This window comes from Pedobacter sp. SG908, from assembly GCF_011759615.1.
GTDB lineage: Bacteria > Bacteroidota > Bacteroidia > Sphingobacteriales > Sphingobacteriaceae > Pedobacter > Pedobacter riviphilus.
The window spans coordinates 3,416,148-3,441,448 of record NZ_JAAOYY010000001.1 but is presented as its reverse complement, the minus strand read 5'-3'; the positions used below and the strand labels follow the sequence as shown (position 1 = coordinate 3,441,448).

The 25,301-nt window shown below is 40.1% G+C and carries 14 protein-coding genes; 11 read left to right on the top strand and 3 right to left on the bottom strand.

All coding sequences use genetic code 11. The features are described 5' to 3' along the window. Positions 1-263: 263 nt before the first annotated feature. The 11 genes from FHT21_RS13985 (at position 264) to FHT21_RS13935 (ending at position 19,963) form a co-directional block, all read left to right on the top strand. Positions 264-2,666 (top strand): hypothetical protein, encoded by a 2,403-nt coding sequence (locus tag FHT21_RS13985; RefSeq protein WP_167295254.1) that lies wholly within the window; start codon positions 264-266, stop codon positions 2,664-2,666. Positions 2,667-2,800: 134 nt separating this feature from the next. Then, positions 2,801-4,576, top strand: a complete 1,776-nt coding sequence (locus FHT21_RS13980) for a rhamnogalacturonan lyase (RefSeq protein ID WP_243853994.1) — start codon at positions 2,801-2,803, stop codon at positions 4,574-4,576. Positions 4,577-4,601: 25 nt separating this feature from the next. Beyond that, positions 4,602-5,366, top strand: a complete 765-nt coding sequence (locus FHT21_RS13975; RefSeq protein ID WP_167295253.1) for a rhamnogalacturonan acetylesterase — start codon at positions 4,602-4,604, stop codon at positions 5,364-5,366. A gap of 130 nt (positions 5,367-5,496) precedes the next feature. Beyond that, on the top strand, positions 5,497-6,291 hold the full coding sequence (locus FHT21_RS13970) for a rhamnogalacturonan acetylesterase (protein ID WP_167295252.1): 795 nt from the start codon (positions 5,497-5,499) through the stop codon (positions 6,289-6,291). Between the two features lie 95 nt (positions 6,292-6,386). Further along, positions 6,387-9,290, top strand: a complete 2,904-nt coding sequence (locus tag FHT21_RS13965; RefSeq protein ID WP_167295251.1) for a sugar-binding domain-containing protein — start codon at positions 6,387-6,389, stop codon at positions 9,288-9,290. Between the two features lie 16 nt (positions 9,291-9,306). Further along, complete coding sequence (locus FHT21_RS13960; protein WP_167295250.1) at positions 9,307-10,434, top strand: glycoside hydrolase family 88 protein; 1,128 nt, start codon at positions 9,307-9,309, stop codon at positions 10,432-10,434. Between the two features lie 5 nt (positions 10,435-10,439). Beyond that, positions 10,440-12,941 (top strand): glycosyl hydrolase 115 family protein, encoded by a 2,502-nt coding sequence (locus FHT21_RS13955; protein ID WP_167295249.1) that lies wholly within the window; start codon positions 10,440-10,442, stop codon positions 12,939-12,941. Between the two features lie 2 nt (positions 12,942-12,943). Then, a complete protein-coding gene (locus FHT21_RS13950) occupies positions 12,944-15,397 on the top strand; it encodes a TIM-barrel domain-containing protein (RefSeq protein WP_167295248.1) in 2,454 nt (817 codons plus the stop codon). 161 nt (positions 15,398-15,558) lie between these two features. Beyond that, a complete protein-coding gene (rhaM, locus tag FHT21_RS13945) occupies positions 15,559-15,867 on the top strand; it encodes an L-rhamnose mutarotase (RefSeq protein WP_167295247.1) in 309 nt (102 codons plus the stop codon). Between the two features lie 4 nt (positions 15,868-15,871). After that, a complete protein-coding gene (locus FHT21_RS13940) occupies positions 15,872-18,643 on the top strand; it encodes a glycosyl hydrolase (RefSeq protein ID WP_167295246.1) in 2,772 nt (923 codons plus the stop codon). 66 nt (positions 18,644-18,709) lie between these two features. After that, the gene (locus FHT21_RS13935; protein ID WP_167295245.1) at positions 18,710-19,963 is read left to right on the top strand and encodes a glycosyl hydrolase family 28 protein; all 1,254 of its coding nucleotides are present in this window, start codon (positions 18,710-18,712) and stop codon (positions 19,961-19,963) included. Between the two features lie 186 nt (positions 19,964-20,149). Here FHT21_RS13935 and FHT21_RS13930 read toward each other — a convergent pair whose 3' ends face one another. The 3 genes from FHT21_RS13930 to FHT21_RS13920 form a co-directional block, all read right to left on the bottom strand. Then, on the bottom strand, positions 20,150-21,820 hold the full coding sequence (locus FHT21_RS13930) for a beta-xylosidase (RefSeq protein ID WP_167295244.1): 1,671 nt from the start codon (positions 21,818-21,820) through the stop codon (positions 20,150-20,152). Between the two features lie 74 nt (positions 21,821-21,894). After that, the gene (locus tag FHT21_RS13925; protein ID WP_167295243.1) at positions 21,895-24,858 is read right to left on the bottom strand and encodes a sugar-binding domain-containing protein; all 2,964 of its coding nucleotides are present in this window, start codon (positions 24,856-24,858) and stop codon (positions 21,895-21,897) included. 22 nt (positions 24,859-24,880) lie between these two features. Beyond that, positions 24,881-25,018 carry a hypothetical protein gene (locus FHT21_RS13920; RefSeq protein ID WP_167295242.1) on the bottom strand — a complete coding sequence of 46 codons (138 nt, stop codon included), beginning with the start codon at positions 25,016-25,018 and terminating at the stop codon, positions 24,881-24,883. Positions 25,019-25,301: the final 283 nt, after the last annotated feature.

Here is a 25,301-nt window from a genome sequence, read left to right as displayed (position 1 = left end):
TAAAATTTATTTTTCAGAAACCTTTAAAATCTTTCTTATAACATATTGCCATTATCAAAAAGCAGGATACTACAGGATGCACCTTAAAAATATACTATTTACATTCGACATGAATCGGTTAATGGCCATTACCCAGCGGCTGTTATGATCCACTAACCAATAACACATGATGAGCCTTCGTTTCTTCAATATTCTGGTATGACTATGTTTTTTTGAAGGGGTTTTGTGTGCAAAATTTTGTTTTTCCTAATGGACAAATTAATATGAATTTCAAAAAATACATTTTGCTTAGCCTCCTAAGTTCATTAACACTTTGTGGTTTGGCACAGCAAAAAACTGCAGATAAACAATCGGTTAAACTCTTTTTTGAGAAATCATACCTGCAGATAGACCGTAGTTATTACAGCACTGGTGAGGATGTTTGGTTTAGCGCCTATTTGGTAAATGGAAAAAGCAGCAGTTTAACCGCAACCAGCAATAATTTATATGTTGAGCTGCTTTCACCAAAATCAGAAGTTTTAGACCGGAAAATGATCAGGCTGGATGGTGGACTGGGAAAAGGAGATTTTAAACTAAAAGATTCTATTCCTACTGGTTGGTATGGCATTAGGGCTTACACCAATTGGATGCGGAACTTTGGCGATGATTTTGTTTTTCAAAAAAGGATTTATATCAGCAATAACGTGATCGAAAACGGATCTTATTTTACGCGTAATCCAGCTAAGAAAGCCGATGTTTCCAATTCGAAAAAAATGATAGCATTTTTCCCGGAGGGTGGCTCATTGGTTGAAGGATTAACCAGTATCGTTGCCTTTAAAACTAATGATGATGCTGGGAATGGAATTAAAGCCACAGGTAGCATAATTTCATCAAAGGGCGATACCGTAACTACTTTTCAAAGTACCGATGTGGGGATAGGTATTTTTGCTTTTACGCCTAAAACAGATGAGAAATATAAGGTTGAAGGATTTTATGGCAAAGAAAAATTCTCGTCAGAAATGCCAGCAAGTCTTAAAAAAGGACTTTCATTACATGTTACCACCGATTCTTTAAATATCAAGGCAAATATTAGTGCTAATGAGTTAATGTTCGGTGAGTTGCGGGATAAGACCATTTCGCTTGTCATTAAACATGCAGGCGATAATATTTATTCCGGATCAATTAAATTAAGTAAAGCTACAGTATCAGTGTCTATCCCAACTAAAGGTTTACCGAATGGTATTGCAAGCATAACGTTATTAGATGATCAGAACAGGCCAAATTGTGAACGGCTTATTTTTATACAAGAAGAAAATAAAGTGAACTTTTCGCTTAGCCTAAGCAAAAACGTTTATAAGCCGAGAGAGAAAGTGGCTATTAAAGTAAAAGCGACTAATTTTCTTGGCCAGCCTGCTAAAACTGCATTTTCATTAGCTGCCGTTGATGGGCTTATTCCTGATGATGGAAATGATATTGTTTCGTATTTGATGTTACAATCGGAAGTAAAGGGAGATATTAAAAATGCTGCACAATATTTTGATACTAAAAACCCGTCTCGTTTAAAACAGCTCGACTTATTGTTGCTTACCCAGGGCTGGCGAGATTATATCTGGAGAAAACTGGCCGATTCTGTTATTAAAATAAGTTATTTGCCCGAGCCTGGCATCACAATTAAAGGAATGGTAAGAGAGAAACTGGCTGATAAACCAATCCCGAATATGAATATTACCCTGTTTGGCACCAATTTTACAGGCAATAAAATCTTTACCACGAAAACCGATCAGAATGGGCGCTATTTCCTGGATGGGTTGAGTTGGTATGGCAATCAAACGGTAAAAATTTCATCAAAAGATGATAAAGGGAAAAAAGGTGGCTGGTTGCAGATTGATACATTGATTAAACCTTTAAATTTGACACCGTTAAAAACGATATCATCTGGAATTTCGAATACCCTGAATGTAGAAATAGGAAAGCGCATGGATTATAACCGGACTTACAAGTTTGGCGATTCGATCAGCCTTAAAGATATTGAAATTAAGGCGGCCCAAAACAACAAGGTAACGTTGTTTCAGGATGTACTTACGTCATTCGGTTACCCTGAAGAGGTTTTCAATATTACAGCAGCCGATTATTCATATAAAGGATTAGAACATTTTCTATTAACAAAGGCTAAAGGAAGTTATCCGGCAGAAGAAAATGATACGCTGGGCAATGAAGGAGTCACTTTTATTGCCAATGGAAAAAGGGTTAGGCCGATAATAAAAGTAAATAACAGAGAGGAACTCTTTACCGAGCGCTTAGATTACTACAGTTTGACCATGGATCAGATTAATCAGGTTAAAATTCAGCATCTGTTAAACAGTAGCGGAAAAGATGTGTACCTGATTAGTCTTAATTTGAAAGATGAAGCTTTGCGCGGACCAAATTTAGATTTACTGAACCTTAATTTAAACGGTTATTATGCCGCAAGGACTTTTTATTCGCCAAATTATAGCATTCCGGCAACACCAAATAAAGATTTACGCACCACCATTTTCTGGTCACCAGCAGTAAAAACAAACGAAAATGGCGAAGCAACCATCACTTATTTTAATGGAGATAATAAAGCCGATATTTTGATCAAAGCCGATGGAATTACAGATAAAGGAGTGGCCATATCGGCCAAAACAACCTATAAAGTTCAATAACCGATTAGATAAGCCATGAATCAATTGTATTTTTTAATTAAGCATGCACATTAGCCATGATGATCAAAACCATCAGATTTTCCTGTTTTTTCATCAGCTTATGTTGCACAGTACAGCTTTTCGCTCAGCGCCAAATGGAAAAACTCGACCGCGGTGTAATTGCCGTACGGCAAAGTAGCAGTTCTGTTTATGTAGGCTGGCGGATGTTGGGTACTGATGCTGATGACATTGCTTTTAACCTATACCGCAAAAGCGGAAATAACGAAGCCATAAAACTCAATCTCGATCCCATTACCAAGAGTACCAATTTTGTAGATGCTGCGGTTAAATTTGATCTTTCGAATAGTTATTTTGTAAAACCCATTTTAAATGGCAAAGAATTGGACGCGAGTAAATCTTTTACATTGGTTGCCAATTCACCAGTTCAGCAATATTTAACCATTCCTTTAAAAACACCTGTGGGTTATTCACCTAACGATGTTTCTGTAGGCGATTTAGACGGAGATGGCGAATATGAAATTGTACTGCACCAAACAGGGCGGAGCAGGGATAACTCATCGAACGGGCCTACTGATCCGCCAATTTTCCAGGCTTATAAGTTAGATGGAACTTTTTTGTGGGAGATTAACTTAGGAAAAAACATCCGCGAAGGAGCACATTACACACAATTTATGGTGTATGACCTGGATGGCGATGGCATTGCCGAAATGGTATGTAAAACTGCCGATGGAACGGTGGACGGCAAAGGAAAAGTAATTGGCGATTCGACCAAAGATTGGCGCAACCCGAATGGCAAAATATTAGATGGCCCCGAATTTTTAACCGTATTTAGTGGTAAAACCGGAGAGGCATTAGCCACAACAGATTATATTCCTGCCCGTGGCAATATTGGTGCCTGGGGTGGCAGAGGTGGCAATGGCAAAAACGATAATACGGGCAACCGTGCAGATCGCTTTAATGCCTGTGTGGCTTATTTGGATGGCATCCATCCAAGCGTGGTGATGTGCAGGGGCTATTATGGTAGAACGGTTTTAGCGGCCTGGGATTGGCGTAATGGCAAATTAACTTCCAGATGGGTATTTGATAGTAAAGATGCTAAAAATCCATTTTCGGGACAAGGAAACCACAATCTTTCGGTTGCAGATGTAGATGGTGATGGAAAAGATGAAATTATTTACGGTTCGATGTGTGTAGATGATAATGGAAAGGGTTTATATACCACAGGATTGAGGCATGGTGATGCCATTCATGTTTCAGATCTTGATCCTGATCGTCCGGGTTTGGAAGTTTTTGGCATACATGAAATAGAAGAAGGTACAAAAGGTGCTGGTGTGGCTGTTTACGATGCCAAAACTGGCGAAATATTATGGAAAGGATCACCTGATGAGGACGTGGGTAGAGGAGTGGCCGATAATATCGACAATACACGTTTCGGTGCGCAGATGTGGTGGTCGGGTTCGAATGGCTTATACGATATTAAAGGCAATAGAATAGGTGATCAGCCAAGATCGACCAATTTTGTAATTTACTGGGACGGCGATTTATCAAGAGAACTTTTAGATGCAAACCATATCGATAAATACAATGGCGGCAGGCTTTTTACGGCTGATGGGGCTGTTTCTAACAATGGAACCAAATCTACACCGGCATTAAGTGCCGATATTTTTGGCGATTGGCGTGAAGAACTGATCTTAAGATCGTATGATAACCAAAGTTTACGCGTTTATACCACAACTATACCTACAGAACACCGCAATTATACTTTAATGCACGACCCACAGTACCGTTTAAGCATCGCCTGGCAAAATGATGGCTACAATCAACCACCACATACGGGTTTCTACTTCGGTTTTGGTATGAAGAAGGCACCTAAACCTAATATTGTACTTGTAGAACCTAAAAAACACTAATAAACACCATAAATAATTATAAAAAATGAAAAAATACAGCTTTATCCTGGCGGGAATGATCATTATTATTTGTTTTTTTGCCTTTATCGCTCAACATAAACCTGCGTTGCATACCATTGGCGATTCTACCGTTCGCAATTCGAATAAAGAAACCTGGGGCTGGGGAACGCCTATTGCTTCACTGTTTGATACCACAAAAATTCATGTCGAAAATAATGCCATGGCCGGAAGAAGTACACGAACTTTCTTGTCTGAAGGCAGGTGGGATAAGGTGTTGGAAACATTAAAGCCAGGTGATTTCGTTACGATGCAGTTCGGGCACAACGACGGAAGCGCACCTGATACCACAAAAGCTGGCAGAAGAGGTGTATTAAAAGGAATCGGTGAAGAAACCAAAGTATTAACCTGGCCCGATGGAAAGGTAGAAACTGTACATACTTATGGCTGGTATATCCGCAAATTTGTGCGCGAAACCAAAGCAAAAGGTGCTACGCCGATTGTGCTTTCTATGATCCCAAGGAATGTTTTTAAAGATGGTAAAGTGGTTCGAGCCAATAACGATTTTGGAAAGTGGGCCGCTGAAGTTGCGAAAGAAGAAAATGCTTATTTCGTCGACTTGAATAAAATCACCGCCGATAAATATGATGCGCTGGGGCCAGATAAAGTAAAACGCTATTTCCCCGGCGACCACACCCATACCAATCTGGAAGGTGCAAAAGTTAACGCTGAATCGGTAGTAGAGGGGATTAAGGAACTAAAAGACTGTAATTTGAAAAAGTATCTGCTTTAATTTTAATAAGGGTGAAAGACCAAAGGCTAATGTAAGCCACCCTAAAAGTAATCAGTATAATTTAATAGTCTGTGTAATCATCCCGAAGGTAGTAAATCCAATAATTTGTGTAATCACTCGAATAATAACAATGAAATTAACTAAAAAATATCTAAGCTTAACCCTAATTGGTGCATTCGTCATATTTTCTTCGTGCATTATCCTTAAACAAAAAGATAAACCCACTTTATTTCTCATTGGTGATTCTACGGTTAAAAACGGAAAAGGTAAAGGCGACGGCGCTTTATGGGGCTGGGGAAGTTTTATCGGAGGTTTATTCAACAGCGAAAAAATCAATGTAGAAAACGATGCACTTGGTGGTACCAGCAGCCGTACCTTCCAAACCAATGGCTTGTGGGATGCTGTTTTGGCAAAAGTAAAAAAAGGCGATTTCGTGATGATGCAGTTTGGCCATAACGATAGCAGCCCGTTAGATGATACTGCCCGTGCCCGTGGTACCATAAAAGGCATTGGAACGGAAAGCAAGGAAATTTACAACCCGATTAAGAAAAAGCAGGAAGTGGTTTACACTTATGGTTGGTACCTGCGCAAATTTATTAGCGATATTAAAGCCAAAGGTGCAACAGCTATTGTATGCTCGCCGATTCCACGTAATCCGGTTAAAGATAATGCCGTAGTTTTAGTTAACGATAGTTATGCAGGCTGGGCAGAAGAAGTTGCAAAGGCCGAAAAAGTCGATTTTATCCCATTAAACCAGATCATTAAAGATAAATATGCTGCTTTAAGCGCGACTGAGGTAAAGACATTTTTTACAGAAAAAGACCATACACACACCAACGAAGCAGGAGCGAGGTTAAACTCGGCTGCAGTGGTAGAAGGCTTAAGGAAATTAAAAAACAATAAACTGAATAGCTACCTGAAATAAGCCATCGGGCAGGATACTACAGGATGCTTTCCTACCAATATTATGTTATTTTAACCGCCTAACCAAATACCAGCGGTGATAAATCGTCCAATTTTATGCAGATACAGGTTAACCGAGTTTTCAAAGTGCTGATAGGCATTGCTTTTGTACTTTTAAGTATTACACAAATACATGCCCAGAGCATCTCGCTTGCTGGCAAGTGGCGTTTCAAAATTGATGCTAAGGATGAAGGAATAAAAGGAAAATGGTATTCCTCCATTCTTCCCGAATCTGTTAATCTGCCAGGTTCAATGGCCGAAAACTTAAAGGGCGATGACATTACCCTCAAAACAAAATGGACCGGAAGTATTTATGATAGCTCGTACTTTTTCCACCCCCGTTTAGAAAAATATCGTAAACCCGACAGCTTAAAAATACCTTTCTGGTTAACCCCTGCCAAACATTATACAGGTGCGGCATGGTATCAGAAAGATATTGAAATACCTGCCAATTGGAAGGGTAAGAGGTTGGTGTTATCTTTAGAATATCCTCATTCTGAAACAAAGTTTTGGGTAGATGATATTGAAATCGGGACCCAGTATACCTTTGTGGTTGCGCAAAATTTTGAACTCCCGGCAAATTTAAAAGCAGGGAAACATACGGTTACTTTATTGATTGACAATCGCATCAAAGCGATAAATGTGGGGCAGGATTCGCATAGTTTAACCGATCACACTCAAGGAAACTGGAATGGTGTGGTGGGTAAAATGGAGCTGGTGGCTGGCTCGCCTGTGTATTTTGAAGATATTCAGGTTTATCCCAATTTAAAGAATAAATCTGCTAAGATTAAAATCCAGCTTAAAGCCAATACCAACCAATCATCTGCCGGAAAAGTTACGCTTGCTGCTACAACTTTCAATACCACAAATTTACTTCAGGTTAAGCCTGTAACAGTGGCTTACCAAATTACAAATGGTGATGGTGCTTTGGAAATCAATTTGCCAATGGGCGATAAAATAGCTACCTGGGATGAGTTTGACCCGGCATTGTACCGTTTAACAGCTACTTTACTATCTAAAGATGGCCAAAAAGATGAGAAAAAGGTACAATTCGGCATGCGTGAGTTTAAAGCTGTGGGCAGAACTTTTGAAATTAACGGTCGTCCGGTTTTTTTACGTGGTACGGTTAACAATTGCGAATTTCCGTTAACAGGTTATCCATCAATGGATGTTGCTGCATGGGTACGCATTTTTAAAATTTCAAAGGCCCATGGGTTAAACCACATGCGCTTCCATTCGTTTTGCCCACCAGAAGCTGCTTTTATCGCTGCAGATCAAATCGGCTTTTACCTTCAGCCAGAAGGGCCAAGCTGGGCCAATCATGGTTCATCTATCGGAGATGGAAAACCAATTGATCAGTTTATCTACGACGAAACCAATCGCATGACTAAAAACTATGGCAATTATGCTTCTTTTTGTATGATGGCCTATGGAAATGAACCGCGTGGCAGACAAGTAGAATACCTCACCAAATTCAATAATTACTGGAAAGCTAAAGATTCGAGAAGATTATATACAGGTGCATCAGTTGGTGGTAGCTGGCCGATTATTCCAAATAACGAATATATGGTTCGGGCTGGTGCAAGAGGTTTAGATTGGAGCAGAAAGCCAGAAAGTATTTCCACCTATGCCAAACAGATCGAACAGTTTACCGTTCCTTTTGTAGCGCACGAAATGGGGCAGTACTGTGCCTTTCCTAATTTCGATGAAATAAAAAAATATACAGGTGTTTATCGTGCGAAAAACTTCGAAATGTTCCAGGAAGATCTTAAAGACCACGACATGGCCGATCAAGGGCACGATTTTTTAATGGCTTCGGGTAAATTACAAGCCCTCTGTTATAAAAATGAAATCGAAAAAGCATTACGCACACCGAATTACAACGGCTATCAGTTATTGTCGCTAAATGATTACCCAGGACAAGGAACAGCACTTGTAGGTGTTTTAGATGCCTTCTGGGATGAAAAAGGTTATATCACGGCTAAAGAATTCAAGCGTTTTTCTAACAGCACTGTACCTCTTTTAAAAGTTTCAAAGTTTGTATTTACCAATGCAGAAACCCTGGAAGCTGCCGTAGAGGTGGCACATTTTGGTAAAGCGCCCATCGAAAATGCAAAACTCTCCTGGACCCTCAAAAACGAAAGCGGCGTAAATGTAGCAAAAGGTAATTTCAACCCTAAAACCTTAGCTGTTACCAATTGTATTGCCATCGGAGAAATTAAATTTCCGTTAAATAGTATTACAAAAGCAACAAGACTAAAATTGGAGGTTACCGTTGATGGAACTGAATTTGCCAACGATTGGAGTTTCTGGGTTTACCCTGCACAATTGCCACAGGTTAAAAGTAACGTGTATTACTGCACCAGCTTAGATGACAAAGCGCAGGCTGTTTTGGCCGAGGGAGGGAATGTTTTTCTCAATGCAGCAGGCAAGGTGGTGAAAGGGAAAGAAGTGGTGCAAACTTTTCTACCTGTTTTTTGGAATACATCGTGGTTTAAAATGCGCCCGCCTCATACTTTGGGTATTTTATGCGATCCAAAACACGCCGCTTTTAACAACTTTCCGACCGATTTCCACAGCGATATGCAGTGGTGGGAAATCGTAAACAAAGCGCAGGTAATGAACCTCGAAGATTTCCCTTCGGGATTTAAGCCAATTATTCAACCAATTGATACCTGGTTTCTGAACCGCCGTTTGGCACTGGTTTTTGAGGCGAAAGTTGGCAAGGGAAAGTTGATTGTTTCTAGTGCCAATCTCTCGCCCGATTTAAAAGATTCGCCTGCAGCACAACAACTCTATTTCAGTTTGCAGCAATATATGATGTCCGATCAGTTTAATCCAAAATATGAAGTGGCTTTTAATACCATAAAAGATATTTTTGAAAGCCCTTCGAAAATTCAGTTCGATACCTTTACAAAAGATAGTCCGGATGAGCTAAAAGTAAAACCAAAAACCAATTAAGATAAGCCAAACCACCATGAAGAAATTTATATTTACCTCTGCTATACTACTGAGTATATCTGTTCAGCTACTTATGGCACAGAAAATCCCGAATAAAAAAGAGGTTTTAAAAGTATTAAAATTAACCAATGCTTATTTCATGGATAAATGGCCTGATGCGGGGAAATCAATCATAACCAATAGGGAGCGGCCGAGCAACATCTGGACAAGGGCCGTGTATTACGAAGGATTAATGAATCTTTATAAAATCCATCCTAAAAAAGAATATTACGATTATGCCGTTCAATGGGGCGAAAAGCATAACTGGGGCTTAAGAAATGGTATTGTTACAAAAAATGCAGACGATCAGGCCTGTGGGCAGACCTATATCGATCTTTATCTGATTGATAAACAGCCTGAACGCATTAAAGACATAAAAGCTTCTATCGATCTGGTGATTAAGTCGGGTAAGGTAAGCGATTGGACCTGGATTGATGCCATACAAATGGGTATGCCCGTTTTTGCCAAATTGAGTAAATTATACAATGATACTACTTATTATAATTACATGTACAAAATGTATATGCATGCTAAAAATACCGAGGGTGGTGGCTTGTACAATGCTAAAGATGGTCTTTGGTGGCGCGATAAAGATTTTGTTCCACCTTATAAAGAACCAAATGGTGAAGATTGTTATTGGGCCAGAGGAAACGGATGGGTGGTTGCCGCATTGGTGCGCGTATTGGAAATTATCCCTGAAAATGAAGCTCACCGCAATGAATATTTAAAAACCTACCACGAAATGATCAAAGCTTTGGTGCCAATCCAACGCACTGATGGTTTTTGGAATGTAAGTTTACATGACGCAACGCATTTTGGCGGTAAAGAAACTTCGGGCACTGCTTTGTTTGTATATGGTATGGCCTGGGGGGTAAATCAAGGTATTTTAGATAAGGCTACTTATCTGCCTATCATTACTAAAGCCTGGAATGCCATGACGAAAGATGCCGTTCAAAAAAATGGTTTTATCGGTTTTATGCAGGGAACAGGTAAGGAACCAAAAGACGGGCAGCCTGTAAGTTATACCAGCGTACCCGATTTTGAAGATTACGGTTTGGGTTGTTTCCTATTGGCCGGAACTGAGGTTTACAAGCTTACAAAATAATTAAAATGAATTTCAGAAATCTAGCTGGTTTAATGGTATTAATGTTGTTGTTCTTGTTGCCCAAACAGAATATGGCGCAAAGGGCAGGCATTGCTGTTTCTGAAATTAATGGTATTTCATCTTTCCCGATTGTGAATGAAGGAAAAGCATCACCTATCTATTTCGACGAAAAAGATGCTGAAGTTGTTGAGATTGCTGCCGAAGTATTTAAAGATGACATCCATTTGTTAACAGGTATAACCGCTCGCATTTTTAAAAATAATCCTACTTTAAGTGCTTACCCAATCATTATTGGCACACTTGGACAATCGTTTTATATCGATCAATTGGCTAGGGAAGGGAAAATCGACCGCAGTACTTTATCTGGTAAATGGGAAACCTTTTCGGTTTCAGTGATCGAAAACCCTGTAAAAGGTGTAAAAAGAGCACTGGTTATTGCCGGTAGTGATAGACGTGGGACTGCTTATGGCGTTTTCCAGCTGTCCCGGATGCTTGGCGTATCTCCGCTCTGTTGGTGGGCTGATGTGAAACCTGCACAAAAAAAATCGTTATACATTAAAGCTGCTGAACCTTTAATAGAATCGCCATCGGTTAAATACCGGGGTATTTTTATCAACGACGAGGATTGGGGAATCCAACCCTGGGCTGCTAAAATGATGGATGCCGATGTGAAAGATATCGGCCCGAAAACCTATGCCAAAATATTCGAACTGCTGCTACGCTTAAAAGCCAACTACATCTGGCCGGGCATGCATCCTTCTACTAAGGCATTCTACCATTATGCCGATAATCCGGTATTGGCCGATAAATACGCCATTGTTTTAGGTTCGAGTCATTGTGAGCCGATGCTGCGGAACAATGTTTTCGAATGGGCAGAGAATTTTGAGCATGAATACGGTAAAAAACCAGGCGAATGGCGTTACGATCTGAATAAAAATGAAATTGCAAACTATTGGACCGATCGGGTTAAGGAAGCAAAAAATTATGAATCGATTTATACTGTGGGGATGCGTGGCATCCACGATGGCAGCATGCCAGGACCAAAAGATAAAAATGCAAAAGTAAAGTTGTTAGAAGAAATCATAACTGATCAAAGGACAATTTTAAGCAAGAACATTACTAAACCTGCAAACTCCATTCCGCAGATTTTTTGCCCTTACAAAGAAGTACTTTCATTATATCAGGCTGGCTTAAAACTACCTGATGATGTGACCATTGTTTGGGCTGACGATAATCACGGTTACATCCGTCAGCTTTCGAACCCTGAAGAGCAAAAACGCTCAGGTGGAAGTGGCGTGTATTATCACATCTCTTATTGGGGTGCCCCGCAAGATTACCTTTGGCTGTCTTCCATTTCTCCATCATTGATTTCTTACGAGTTAACCAAGGCTTATCAGTACAAAGCCGATCGCCTTTGGGTCATAAATGTGGGTGATATTAAACCTGCCGAAATGGAAACGCAGTTTGCCATGGATTTGGCCTGGAATGTAAACCAGTGGAAACCCGAAAATGCGGATAATTATGCTGAAAGCTGGGCTGCTGAGACTTTCGGTGCTGAATTTGCAAAACCCATTGCCGAAATAAAAGCAATTTATTATCGCTTGGCGCAGACCGCTAAGCCAGAGCATATGGCCAATGTTAATTTTACTGATGCCCAGGCCGAAGAACGTTTGGCTGCATACCAAAAGATTTATGATCAGGCTAAAAATTTAAATGATCAGATGCCAGCACGGTTAAAAGACGCTTATTTTGAATTAATTTTATATCCGGTTGAAGGTGCCATGCTGATGAACCAGAAGATTTTATATGCAAAGAAAAGTCTGGAATTAGCCGCAAGAGGAGAAGAATCGGCGTTAACTTATTCGAAAAAATCAAAAGCTGCTTTTGAGCAGATTCAATTAATTACCAAAAAATACAATGAGGAAATTGCAGGTGGCAAGTGGAACGGAATGATGAGCTGGAAACCACGTGATTTAGCCGTTTTTAAAATGCCAAAAGTGGCTGATTCTGTGGCCACGAAGCCCTTAGGTACAGTAGTGAAAACTGAAAATAAAATCATTGTTCGTGCGGCTAAATATGCCGAGAAGTCAGTGCCGAAGGGACTATCTTTACAAACCTTTAAAGGACTGGGTTTAGGTGGCGATGGCATTTCGCTTTATCCTTTTACTTTTAAATCAATTGGCGAAACAGCACTTCAAAATGCTGCTTTTATGGTTTATGATATTGATTTTAAAACCCAGGGCGAACACCAGATCGAAGTGAAATGCCTGCCTACGCAAGGCGTTAATAATGGTATTAACGTACGTTATGCCATTTCGGTAAATAATGATCAGCCGCAGGTTATTAATATTTCTCCGGCTTCAGAAAATAATACCTGGAAACAGAATGTATTACAAGGTTACGCTTCGGGCATAACCAAACATGAGATCAATAAAACAGGTAAATCGACTGTGAAAATTTATATGCTCGATCCGGGCTTGGTAATTAACCAGTTGGAAATACAATAAATATGATGAAGAAACTTTTAGCTTTTGCCTTATCCTTAATTTTTATGCTTGCCATTGCCAGGGCACAAAACATTGGCGATTATAAATCTGGTTTTAAGAAAACGGATAATACCATTTCATTTTTAACTACTAAAGGAGAGGTGAAATTAGAATTCTGTACACCAGAAATATTCAGGTTCAGAAGCAGTTGGAACGGGAAATTCGAAGCCAATGAAAATCTGATGGTGATTAATTACAACTGGGCTAATGTAGCGGTTAAAGTTGCAGATAAAAAAGATCATTTCTTGCTTGCCACTTCAAAGTTGGTCGTTAAATTATACAAAAGCCCGTTCAGGGTTGATGTTTTTGATGCCAGAGGTAAATTACTGAGTAGCGAAGTAAATGGAGGGGTAGTTAAAGAAAATACACAGGTTGGGGTAACTAAAAAACTGCAGGCCGATGAGCATTTTTTTGGTTTTGGCGAGCGCATGGATTTTATGGATCGCCGCTTTAAAAAAGTAACGTTAAACGTTGGTCGTGGTAAAGGTTTGCCGCATGCCATTGGTGCCTACAATATATTGGAAGCCAATTATTGCCCGGTTCCGTTTTTTATGAGTACAAAAGGTTATGGTATTTTCTTGCATAATTCTTTTGCTACCGAATGGGATATGGGCGCTTCCCAAAAAGATCAGTACAGTTTTAAAGCTGCTGATGGAGAATTGGATTACTATTTTATGTACGGACCAACTTTTCCGGCTATTTTAGATCATTATACCAGTATCACCGGCAAATCGCCGATGTTACCGCAGTTTGCTTTAGGCTTACATGCGGGTACATACAGTGGTGGTACCTGGGGTCATGAGGCGCAAACTTCCGATCATTATGTAGTTGAGCTGGCAAAAAAATACCGGTCGTTAGGCATTCCGGTTGATCTGCTTTGGTTAGATTCTACCTGGCGCTTATTTGGCGAAAACGGGGGTAAAGGAGCAACTTCTTTCGAATGGAGGGAAACCTTTAAAGATCCAAAATCGATGTTCGATAGCATTTATGCCATGAACTATAAAATGGTTGGATTGCACCTTCGTCCACGGTTTGATAACGCCAAAAAATTAAACCTGTTAGATCAGGCCAGAGCGCAGGGTTACACTTATCCCGAAAATGGTAAACCCGGCGAATTTGTAAACTTTTTTGATGAAAAGGCTACGCAATGGTGGTGGGATAACGGCGTAATGCGGGTAGCAAAATTAGGCGCTAAATTTCTGAAAACCGATGAAGGAAGTGCTTTTGGTTCACTGGCCAATGAGAGTGAAAAAGTTGGTCCAACCGGTAAAGATGCAGAACGTTTGCACAATCTTTTTCCCATCGCTTATGCCAAAGCACCGTTTTTGGAGTTCGAAAGGTTTAACGGTTTTAGGGGATTAAATCAAACCCGCGAAGGTTATTCGGGCATTCAACGTTATCCATATATTTTTGCTGGCGATTGGCCAAGCGAATGGCAGTATTTTGCTCCGGTAATTAAAGCCGGCCTGAATGTTGGTCTTTCGGGCGTAGGTTCATGGGCACATTGTATGGGTGGCTTCGAACATCAGGCCGATCCTGAGCTGTATATCCGTTGGGTACAGTTTGGGATGTTCAGTCCGATTGCCCTTGTTTTTGGGATGGATCATCCAGGTTATAAAGAACCCTGGAAATATGGTGAGGATGCTTTGCGTAATTTCAAAAAATACGACCTGTTGCGTTACCGTTTATTCCCTTATTTATACACCAGTATGCATCAGCAATACGAAACGGGTTCGCCGATGATGAGGGCTTTGGTACTTAACCATCAGGATGATGAAAATGTGTACGATATAGGTGATCAATATATGTTTGGCGATAATTTAATGGTTGCGCCGGTAACTACTAAAGGCGCCATCACCCGCTCGGTATATTTACCAGCAGGTACCTGGTTTAATTATTGGACAAGCCAAAAATACGAAGGTAAAAGTTATCACCATGTGGTGGCACCCTTGGATACCATTCCGCTGTTTGTTAAAGCGGGTAGCATCATTCCGATGCAACCTGAAATGGTGTACAGTGGTGAGAAACCAGTAGATGTAATTACTTTGGACATTTTTCCTTATGGCGAATCAAAATATGAAATGTATGAAGACGATAACTTAAGCTCGGCATACAAAACTGGAAACTTTGCTTTAACTAAGATTACTTCGTCATTAACAGCTGCCAATCTTACCCTGAAAGTGGCTAAACCAACAGGTAGTTTTAAACCAACTAAACATAAATACTTGGCTAAAATACATTTGACAGGAAAGGTAAATCCTAATGTCGTTTCAGAAAATGGGATTAAATTAAGCGTTTTAAAGACAGCAGACCAATTGGATAAAACCGAAGGTTGGTTTTATGATATAAAAAATAAGATACTCTGGCTTAAGTCAGCTGGAGATAACAGTACTGATTTGACTATTGTAGTGAATTGACGGTTGGTTAGTTCCTCGGTTTGTGTCCCCACAGACCGAAACTGAGCGATTTCGGTTTGGGTAAAGATAAATAATATTTGCGGTTCGTGGTAACGCTGACCACTAAAGTAATAAAAGGGGCTTTAACTTAATTAAACCCCTTAAAAAATAAAATTGAAAACATGAAAATTGCATTTAAGATGAAACTTAAACCCGGTTTTGAAACTGAATATAAAAAGCGTCACGATGAGATCTGGCCAGAATTATCCACTTTATTAAAGGAAAATGGTATAAGTGATTATTCTATCTTTTTAGATAAAGAAACCAATACACTTTTTGCCGTGCAGCAACAAAACGGAAGTTCCTCTCAAGATTTAGGCAGCACCCAGATTGTACAAAAATGGTGGGCATACATGGCCGATATTATGGAAACCAATGCCGATAATTCTCCAAAAACATTCCCTTTAGAAATGGTATTCCATTTAGATTAAACTTATGCAATTACAACGATTCTGTTCTGTCTTGCTGCTAAGCACATTAACTTTTTGTTTGGCTAAAGCTCAAAAGCCTGTGAAAAATACAGGTAACTGGCCCGTTATTGAAAAGCAGATGAAACCCTGGACCCGCTGGTGGTGGATGGGAAATGCCGTAGACGAACAGAATTTGAACGTAGTTTTAAAGAAATACGCAGATGCAGGCCTTGGCGGGGTAGAAATTACGCCAATTTATGGGGTCAAAGGTTTTGAAAAGCAATATTTACAGTTTTTATCGCCAGAATGGATGAATATATTGCACTACACGGTAAATAAAGCAAATACTTTAGGCTTAGGGGTTGATATGAATACTGGTACTGGCTGGCCTTTTGGCGGTCCGCAGATTAAGCCTGAAAACGCGGCTACCAAACTGATTACCCAACAATATACCCTAAAAGCTGGCGAAAAGTTGACTGAAGCCATTAAAGTTAAAGAAGCCAAACAGGATTTCGTGCAATTACAGGCTTTAACCGCTTACGGTACGAATGGAGAGGTACTCGATCTGCTTCCAAAAGTTCAGGCTGATGGATTTTTAAATTGGTCGCCTGGTAGAGGCAGCTGGGATATTTATGCTGCTTTTGCAGGTAAAACCAGGCAAATGGTTAAACGTGCAGCACCTGGCGGAGAAGGTTTTACTTTGGATCATCTCGATAAAAATGCAGTTGATGTTTACCTCAAAAGATTTTCGGATGCTTTTGGAGGCAAACCCCAGGGCATTCGATCGTTTTTTAACGATAGTTATGAAGTGTATGGTGCCACATGGACACCTACTTTCTTTCAGGAATTTAAGAAAAACAGAGGCTACGATCTGGCAACGCATATTAGAGAATTAACCAGCAAAGATTCTACAAGCGAACATATAGCCCGTTTAAAATCCGATTATCGTGAAACCATGGATGAACTTTTGCTCCATAATTTTACGCAAAACTGGACCAATTGGGCACATCAGCTTAAATCGGTTACTAAAAACCAGTCGCATGGTTCGCCGGGCAATCTGCTCGATCTTTATGGCGCGGTTGATATTCCCGAAACGGAAACCTTTGGTTCGAGTTACTTCCCAATTCCAGGCCTTAGGCGCGATGCAACGGATATTCGCAACGTAGATCCCGATCCGATAATGAGCAAATTTGCATCATCTGCAGCACACACAGGTGGCAAAAAACTGGCGTCTTCCGAAACGTTTACCTGGCTAACCGAACATTTTAAAACTTCATTTTCGCAATGTAAACCAGAAGCAGAACAATTGTTCCTCGCAGGAATCAATCATATTTTTTATCATGGAACCACCAATTCGCCAACAAATGTGCCTTGGCCGGGATGGCTGTTTTATGCATCTGTAGAAATGAACCCAAATAACAGTTTGTGGCCACAAGCACAAGGATTAAACAATTATATAGCCCGTTGTCAATCTATTCTTCAATCAGGAAAGCCAGACAACGAACTTTTGATCTATTGGCCAATATATGATGTATGGAACAAGGCAAAAGGTTTGGATATGGCCTTAAAAGTGCATGATGTTGATGAGTGGCTGCATCCAACAGCCTTTTATAAATTATCAAAAACACTTTCTAAATCGGGTTATTCTTTTGATTTTGCATCTGATCGACTGTTAAAGCAATCAACGGTTAACAAAGCATTGATCAGTACCAACGCGACTGCTGCGCCATACCAGGTGTTAATTGTTCCGCAATGCGAAATGATGAGCCCGGAAACGCTAGATCAAATGATAAAACTCGCCAGCAATGGTGCGAAAGTCATTTTTCAGGCATTACCTCAGGATGTTCCAGGTTTAAATAATCTCGAAACGCGCCGTACACAGCTAAAAGCCAGCTTGGCTAAATTGATTTTTAGGGATGGCGTGGATGGTATTAAACAGTTTAAAATTGGAGCAGGGCTAATCTTGCTCGCTGACGATGTGCGAAAAGCATTAAAAGCAATTGCAATTCACAGAGAAACGTTAACCGATACTGGCCTTCAGTTCATCAGGAGAAAAACAAATACTGGCAAATATTATTATCTGGTAAACCATACTGCAAAAGATATTGATACCGAACTTTCTTTAAATGAAACTGGGCAGGTTTTGATCATGGACCCGCAAAGTTCGAATGTAGGGTTAGCGGCAGTACACAATAAAAAGGTCCGCGTTCAGCTTAAATCGGGAGAGAGTTTGTTTTTAAATGTTGATCAGAATGGAACAGCTAAAACGCCTTGGGTTTATTTAAACAAAGCAGCCAATTCGATTAATCTTAACCAATCCTGGAATTTACATTTTACCGAAGGCGGGCCTGAGCTTCCTGATGACCAGCAGTTAGCTAAACTAGTAAGCTGGACTACATTGAGCGATCCTAAACTACAGGCCTTTTCTGGTACTGGCGTTTACACTTCGAGTTTTAATCTGAGTTCGAAAACAGCCAAAGAATATGTTTTAAACCTGAACGAGGTTGATGAAAGTGCGCGGGTGTGGATCAACGGTCAGGAAGTTGGCATTTTATGGAGTATTCCTTTTCAGGCCCGCGTTGGGAAATATTTAAAAGCAGGGCATAATACAATAAAAATTGAAGTGGTTAATTTGATGGCGAACCGTATCCGTGATATGGACATCAAAAAAATCCAGTGGCGGAATTACCACGAAATCAATTTTGTAAATATTAACTATAAGGATTTTGATGCATCAAGCTGGAATGTAATGCCTTCGGGCTTAATCGGCCCAGTAAGCATTACAGCTTTTAACTAATTGTATCCATCATGCTCGCGTAGGCGTGAATCTTAAAGCTTTGTACAGATCAATATGCATTTTATCATGAAAAAACTCATTATACTCGTTTTGTTTACCGCCATTGGTATAAAGGCCATGGCTCAAGATTATATCATCACCAAATTTGGTGTCGGTGCCGATAGCACCAAACTGAATACCAAAGCCATTCAAAGTGTAATCGACAAGGCTTATCAAAAAGGCGGAGGAACGATTGTAATTCCTAAAGGTGTTTACTTAACCGGGGCGCTCTTTTTTAAGCCTAAAACGAAACTGTTGTTGCAAGAAGGTGCTGTGCTTAAAGGATCTGATAATATACAAGATTACCCTTTTATCCCATCGCGTATGGAAGGGAGGAGCCTTAAATACTTTGCAGCATTAATTAATGCCACAAAGGTAGATGGTTTTAGTATTTCGGGTCCGGGTACTATTGATGGAAATGGGCTTAAATTCTGGAAAACATTTTGGGCACATCGTGATTCGCTTAAAAAATTGGGAAAGGAATCTACAAACCTGGAGGTGAGCCGTCCGCGGTTACTTTTTATCTGGGGATGCAATAATGTGAATATTAAGGGGGTAAAATTACATAATGCAGGATTCTGGACAACTCATTTATATCAATCTAACCATGTATTAATTGAGAATTGCGATATCCGCTCACCATTTCGGCCCGTAAAAGCACCAAGTACTGATGGTATAGATATTGATTTTTGTAAGGAAATTACTATAAGAAACTGTTATATCTCGGTGAATGACGATGCTATTTGTATTAAAGGTGGCAAAGGCCCCGATGCACAGAAACTGCCAGAAAATGGAATTGTTGAAAACGTTTTAATTGAAAATTGTACCATTGGCGAATCACACGCTACTTTAACCATGGGAAGCGAATGTATTCATGCACGCAATATTACCATACGCAATTGTAGGGTAGAGAATAATTGTCCCATTTTAAGAATGAAAATGCGTGGAGATACGTTTCAGCTTTACGAAAACATTACGGTAGAAAACATTACTGGGAAATGTGGTGCAATTATCGATCTAAACCCTTGGAAACAATTTTTCGATTTAGCAGGCAGTACAGCAAAACCATTTGGTACAATCAGGAACATTAAGTTAGCCAACATTAAAGTAGAAGCAACAAAATTTGGTGAAATGGATGGGAATCCTGAAGATAAGGTATCGGGTTTTCTTTTTAAAGATCTGGAAGTAACGACAAAAACACCATTTCTGAAAAACAGGTATCAGGATGTTAAAATTGAGAACGTAATGGTAAATGGAGCGCCATTGGTGGTTAAACCTTAGTTTAGATGATAAATTTAAAGTGGTCTGTGAGGACACAGACCACGGGGACTAACTTTGTTTTACTGCGTACTTTCCGCTTCACTACAGGTCACTATCTATCATGCTATTAAGACCCTAAACTAAATTAAGGGTGACGACCGGAAGTAGGAATTTTGCGTTCTCAGTAGCAAATAAATGCGAGATAACCTACCAATCCAATTTCAATAAAGCCACACCTTGCCTGGCTAATTCCATTTCAAAAGCACCGCTTGTAGCATCAAATTTTCTAGGTTTACCAATCATTTTAAGTTGACCAGATTTTTCTAATGCAGCAATCTGTTTTGCATCTGGTTTTTGGGGCGAACCCATTTTTTTCCATTCTGAATAAGAATTACTGTTTTCATTATCAATGCGATATTGGGTTATGGTTACTGTTTTGGTGGGTAGTTTATTTAACAAGATGGAAACAACATCTTTCGAATCCGCTTTATCCTCATCGTGGTAATTCCACAACATAACAGCAGCGGTTTTCTCGGCTTTAGTAGCTAAAACACCTATGTCTGTTTGTGGTTTTCTGATGCTCGAATCCAAAACAGACTTTAGATTGTACATGCGGTTGCTTGTGGCTTCAACACGGTTTCCTTTCATCTGGCCAAACATCCTAAATACATTTAGAACAGGTTTGTCTACACCATTGGTGGCTAAATCGCGAAAGCCTGCAAACCAAGGCTGATTTTCAAATTCGAACGACCAGGTAACAGCGCCTAACAGGTTGATTTTATATTGATCTGTAAGTTCGTAAAGTCGCGCAAAAGAGGCTGCGGTATAACTCGAATACATGGTGCCGTTTCGGTAGGCATTTTCCGGATTGGTACTCATGCCACAGGCTGCACAGCCTTCAGGATCGGATTCGCCGATAATTACAGGGATATTTTTAAGTTGAGGATATTTACTGATGATTTTATAATTGCCATCAATATTACGGAGCTGAGCCCTTACATTCATCACTACGGTTCCATTAGCTACCTTTGGCGAGCCTTTCGCATGAAAAAGAACAGCATCTAAAGGAGAACCGATTTTGCCCGTTACATAATTGGTATCTGTTAAACAATGTTTAATAAAAGCATCTAAATACTTGGTGCCCCCACCTGTTACATTTGCACCACCAATTTTTGCGGTGGGTAAAGCCCTTTTAAGTCCATCGGCAGCATAATCGTAAAGTTTAAAGAATTCGGCTTGTGTACCTTTCCAATAAGCGCCATCCGGCTCATTCCATACTTCCCAATACCAGCTTTCTACCTCAGCTTTGCCGTAGCGCTCTACACTATGTTTAACCCACTCGTATACCAGATTGCCCCACTTTTTATAATCCTTTGGAGGGTAGGCCCAACCGGTTAAAATTTCATCATAACGTGCGCCTGGTTTCCATTTATGCTGGTAAGGGAAAGGTTTGGTTGATAGTGCCTCAGGCATAAAGCCAATTTGGGCTAAAGGTTTCATCCCCCTTTTTACGTAAGTATCGAAAATCTGATCAACAATTTTCCAGTTGTAAACCGGATTACCTTTGGCATCTTCGGTATAGGCATTTGTAGACCCCCATTTTAAAGCAGGGGTGCCATCTCCCGAGGTTAGCAAGTTATGCGCACGTATATAAACCGGAACCGGACTTAATTTAGAAATCTCGGTCAATAACTTCTGGCCATCTTTCATATAGGTGTAATTTGGTTCATCATAACCAAACCAGGCCCAAATGGGTTTAATGGGTGCTATATTCTTGTCGAAATTAACCTCGATGCTGGCTTTAGACTGCGCATTAACCGTATGGATGAAAGCGGTTAAGCTAAAGAGTAGGAGGTAAGCTTTTTTAAATGTTTTCATAGGTGTTTTTTATTTTGGTCAAGACTTCCGAAGTTTGCCCTGGCACATGGCCTGTCAAAACTTCGGAAGTCTACTTATGGTTGCTCGTAAATTTCTGCTTCTATAATACTTAAACCACCTTTTAGTTTGGTTTCTGCACGGTCAACACCATCATCAAGTTTTTTACCATTTACCTCTACGCCAATATATGAGTTTTCTTTATCTTTTCCGGAGCCCACTAATTGTATGGTCACTGTTTTTCCCTTTGCTGGCTTGCAATTTGCTGTAAAATAACCCAGACTAGGTTTGCTATTGCCTTCGAAAACCACTTTTCGATCAACCAAGATCCTTAACGGATAAATTTTGGTTCTAAAACCATTCAATTTTAGCGAAACTGCTGATACCGTACTTTCTTTTGCTAAAGTATATTTGATCCATGCGGTTGCAATCTTTCCATCATTTACCCAATCGCTCAATTCATTATCATCGAAGCTTAAATTGGCTTTATCATTATTGGCACCAGCCTCGGCAGCAACAATTTTAATCGATTTCCGGGAAATTGTGTATGAGGGGGCAAGGGGTGTTGCACCTTTGCTTAAGTTCGGTTTCAAACCATCGCTTGGTAATTGGTTAGATAATCCCTGAACAGTATTAACTTGTAAAGTTTCAAACGAAAGGCTTGCAGATTGTAGGCCTTCTGCTTTTGCGGTTAAATTAATTTTCCCGGCAGCGGTTGTCGATCTGATGAGCACTCTGTTTACCCCATTTTCAACTGGCAGGTTTTTAGCCAAAATATAATTATCCGGTCCCTGGGCTAAACCACCGCGCCATTCGGCTGGACCGTCTAAACTAAAGTTAACCATATCTGAAGCCGTAGGGCAGCGGTTTCCCTCTTGATCTGTTACTTCAACCTGAACCAGCACCACATCGGCGCCATCAGCCTTAAAACCGCTTGGGTTTTTCATTGCAGTAAGTTTTAACCCTACTGGTTTGCCTGCTGTTTTTAATTGTGTTTCTGCAAGCTTTTTTCCTGCTGAAGAATAAGAAATGGCCTTTATTGTGCCTGCCTGGTAAGTTATGTTTTTAAAAGTGAACAGAAAACCATTACTTTTTTCGCCAAAACCAAGCGATTTATTATTCAAAATCAGCTCTACCTTGTCGCCGCTAGCCACTATATATACGTTCTTCTTTACGCCGGCTTTGTAGTTCCAGTGCCCGATTAAATGGATGCCGGTTTTTTTAGCGTCAACCCAGCCATCCCACATTACTTTGTGCGCAAAAAAGGCATCTTTTGGAATACGCATGGCATCCACTTCACCGCTTCTACGATAGTTTTCTTCACCGCGGTGATGGGTATTCGAATCAGAAAATATAATGTTTACCCCGCCAGCACTTACCCTGGTTCCTGTTCCCGGGCGTTCTTCATAATATTCGTTCCAGCGGATTACATCTTCAATAGCAAAAGAATCCTGGTTGCGATTATAATCGCTTGCATCTGCATCCTTGTATTTGGGGCCAGCGCCATTTACATGGAAGGGAGGGGAGAATTCATCCCAATATTTCCGTAGGGCCTCATCTCTCGAATATTCCATAGACCATACGGGTTTGGTTGCGCTTTTATTGATGTACAACATTTCGCCTCCGTATTCGGCTTCGGGAATATCGAGCATTTCTCTCGATCCGATTGCTCTGCCGCCATTTGGGTCGTAAAGGTTTCTAATGTCTTTCATTTCCTGCATATGCGCTGCACTGATCGATTCATTTCCGCATTCGTAAAAAACGATGCTTGGGTTATTTCGGTTGTAAATAATGGCATCTGTCATTACCGCTTTTCGTTGATCCCAGCGCGTTCCGGTTACATCTTTTTCCGAATCTCCGGCGGGCATGGCTTGGATTAAACCTACGCGGTCGCAAGATTCTATATCCTGTTTCCAAGGTGTAATGTGCATCCAGCGAACCAAATTAGCGTTGCTTTCTACCATTAATTGATTGCTGTAATCGCTTAGCCATGGCGGTACCGATAAACCGATTGCCGGCCACTCATTACTGCTGCGCTGGGCATAGCCCTTCATCATCAATACCCGGTCGTTCAAATAAACCATCCCGTTTTTAAATGCTGTTTTTCTAAATCCGGTTTTGGTGCTCAGCTCATCGATAAGTTTGCCTTCAGATTTTAATCTTGAAGTAACCGTGTACAAGTAGCCGTAGCCCCAGCTCCAAAAGTTTAAGCCTGTTACCAATGCCTCGGCTTTTAAAGTTAGCGTATCGCCAGCTTTGACGGTGGTTACTGCTGATTTAAAAGTTTTTACGATTTTTCCATCGAGATCTTTTAGCTCCACTTCGTATACCAGTTTCTGATCTGCAGTGCTTTCATTTTTAACCTGCGATTCGGAAACGATCACGGCCGATTTATCTTTAATATTAAAATCTTTCGCGTAACAGTAGTTACCAGTAGTTTTCAAGGTTGAAAAAAGTGGAAGTGTTTGGTATATATTACCCGTAATATGCAAACGGACATTTTTAGAGATCCCACCATAATTGGCATTAAAGTTTTTGTCGTTCCATTGGTAGCCAGAATTGGTTGCTTTTTCTCTGTAGTTCCAGGCGTTATCAATCCTAACTGCTATTACATTTTCTTTGTTCTGATTAATTAATGCACTAATGTCGAACCCGAAAGCCATTACCCCGTTTTCATGTCTTCCAATAAATTTCCCGTTCAGGTAAAATTCACCTGCCTGCCTGATACCCTCAAATTCAAGGAATATTTTACTGCTTGGAGTAGCTTCAGAAATGGTGAAATGCTTGCGGTACCAGGCAATGCCAGTCGATAAATCTTCTATCGATTTTTTAAAGGCTTCATCTTCGTTCCAGGCATAGGGTAGGGTAATGGCTTTCCATGCTTTGTCGTCAAAATCGGTGCTTTCTGCACCTAATAAATCACCTACAAAGAGTTTCCAGCCAGGGTTAAAGTTGTAGGTTTTTCTTTGATTAGGTGATTGTTGTGCCAACGCGATAAAGGGCAGGAACGCAACTATTAAAAAGAGGTAAATATGCTTCATTATATTTGGTTATGGGCTTAATTTAATGGATAAAAGGTTGTGTAGGTTCTACGGTTAGTATAAAACATAAACCACTTTTTTCACTTTTATTCGAAATCAACAGGTAAGCAAAACTTTCTTCATCTCTGAATTGGTAGTTAAATGATAATTTCAGTTCCATATTAAAATGAAACACCATTAATAAAAAGGAAATATTTGGTTAAATAGTTTAAACGAGTTTAGCGTTTAAAATTGATAGGGCCATCCTGTTCCATCCTGTAGAAATGGGCAGTTATTTAGATAAACAGCTTTAAGCGCTTTTCAAACGTTTGAAATAGTGGTGGAGAGGTCGTAATCAAAAGTAACAAATGCAATACGAAATATGGGGAAAGGTAATGGTAAGATTTTTTAAGAAAAAAGGTTACATGATAAGTTAATTTCTCATCAGATGCTGTCATGTTGTC

What these genes read in the sequence shown, in the direction of transcription:
- FHT21_RS13970 (WP_167295252.1), top strand. Translation starts at nt 5,497, where the DNA reads ATGAAATTAACTAAAAAATATCTAAGCTTAACCCTAATTGGTGCATTC.
- FHT21_RS13920 (WP_167295242.1), bottom strand. Translation starts at nt 25,018, where the DNA reads ATGGAACTGAAATTATCATTTAACTACCAATTCAGAGATGAAGAAAGT.
- FHT21_RS13950 (WP_167295248.1), top strand. Translation starts at nt 12,944, where the DNA reads ATGATGAAGAAACTTTTAGCTTTTGCCTTATCCTTAATTTTTATGCTT.
- FHT21_RS13965 (WP_167295251.1), top strand. Translation starts at nt 6,387, where the DNA reads ATGCAGATACAGGTTAACCGAGTTTTCAAAGTGCTGATAGGCATTGCT.
- FHT21_RS13955 (WP_167295249.1), top strand. Translation starts at nt 10,440, where the DNA reads ATGAATTTCAGAAATCTAGCTGGTTTAATGGTATTAATGTTGTTGTTC.
- FHT21_RS13960 (WP_167295250.1), top strand. Translation starts at nt 9,307, where the DNA reads ATGAAGAAATTTATATTTACCTCTGCTATACTACTGAGTATATCTGTT.
- FHT21_RS13975 (WP_167295253.1), top strand. Translation starts at nt 4,602, where the DNA reads ATGAAAAAATACAGCTTTATCCTGGCGGGAATGATCATTATTATTTGT.
- FHT21_RS13985 (WP_167295254.1), top strand. Translation starts at nt 264, where the DNA reads ATGAATTTCAAAAAATACATTTTGCTTAGCCTCCTAAGTTCATTAACA.
- FHT21_RS13925 (WP_167295243.1), bottom strand. Translation starts at nt 24,858, where the DNA reads ATGAAGCATATTTACCTCTTTTTAATAGTTGCGTTCCTGCCCTTTATC.
- FHT21_RS13940 (WP_167295246.1), top strand. Translation starts at nt 15,872, where the DNA reads ATGCAATTACAACGATTCTGTTCTGTCTTGCTGCTAAGCACATTAACT.
- FHT21_RS13935 (WP_167295245.1), top strand. Translation starts at nt 18,710, where the DNA reads ATGAAAAAACTCATTATACTCGTTTTGTTTACCGCCATTGGTATAAAG.
- FHT21_RS13930 (WP_167295244.1), bottom strand. Translation starts at nt 21,820, where the DNA reads ATGAAAACATTTAAAAAAGCTTACCTCCTACTCTTTAGCTTAACCGCT.
- rhaM (WP_167295247.1), top strand. Translation starts at nt 15,559, where the DNA reads ATGAAAATTGCATTTAAGATGAAACTTAAACCCGGTTTTGAAACTGAA.
- FHT21_RS13980 (WP_243853994.1), top strand. Translation starts at nt 2,801, where the DNA reads ATGGAAAAACTCGACCGCGGTGTAATTGCCGTACGGCAAAGTAGCAGT.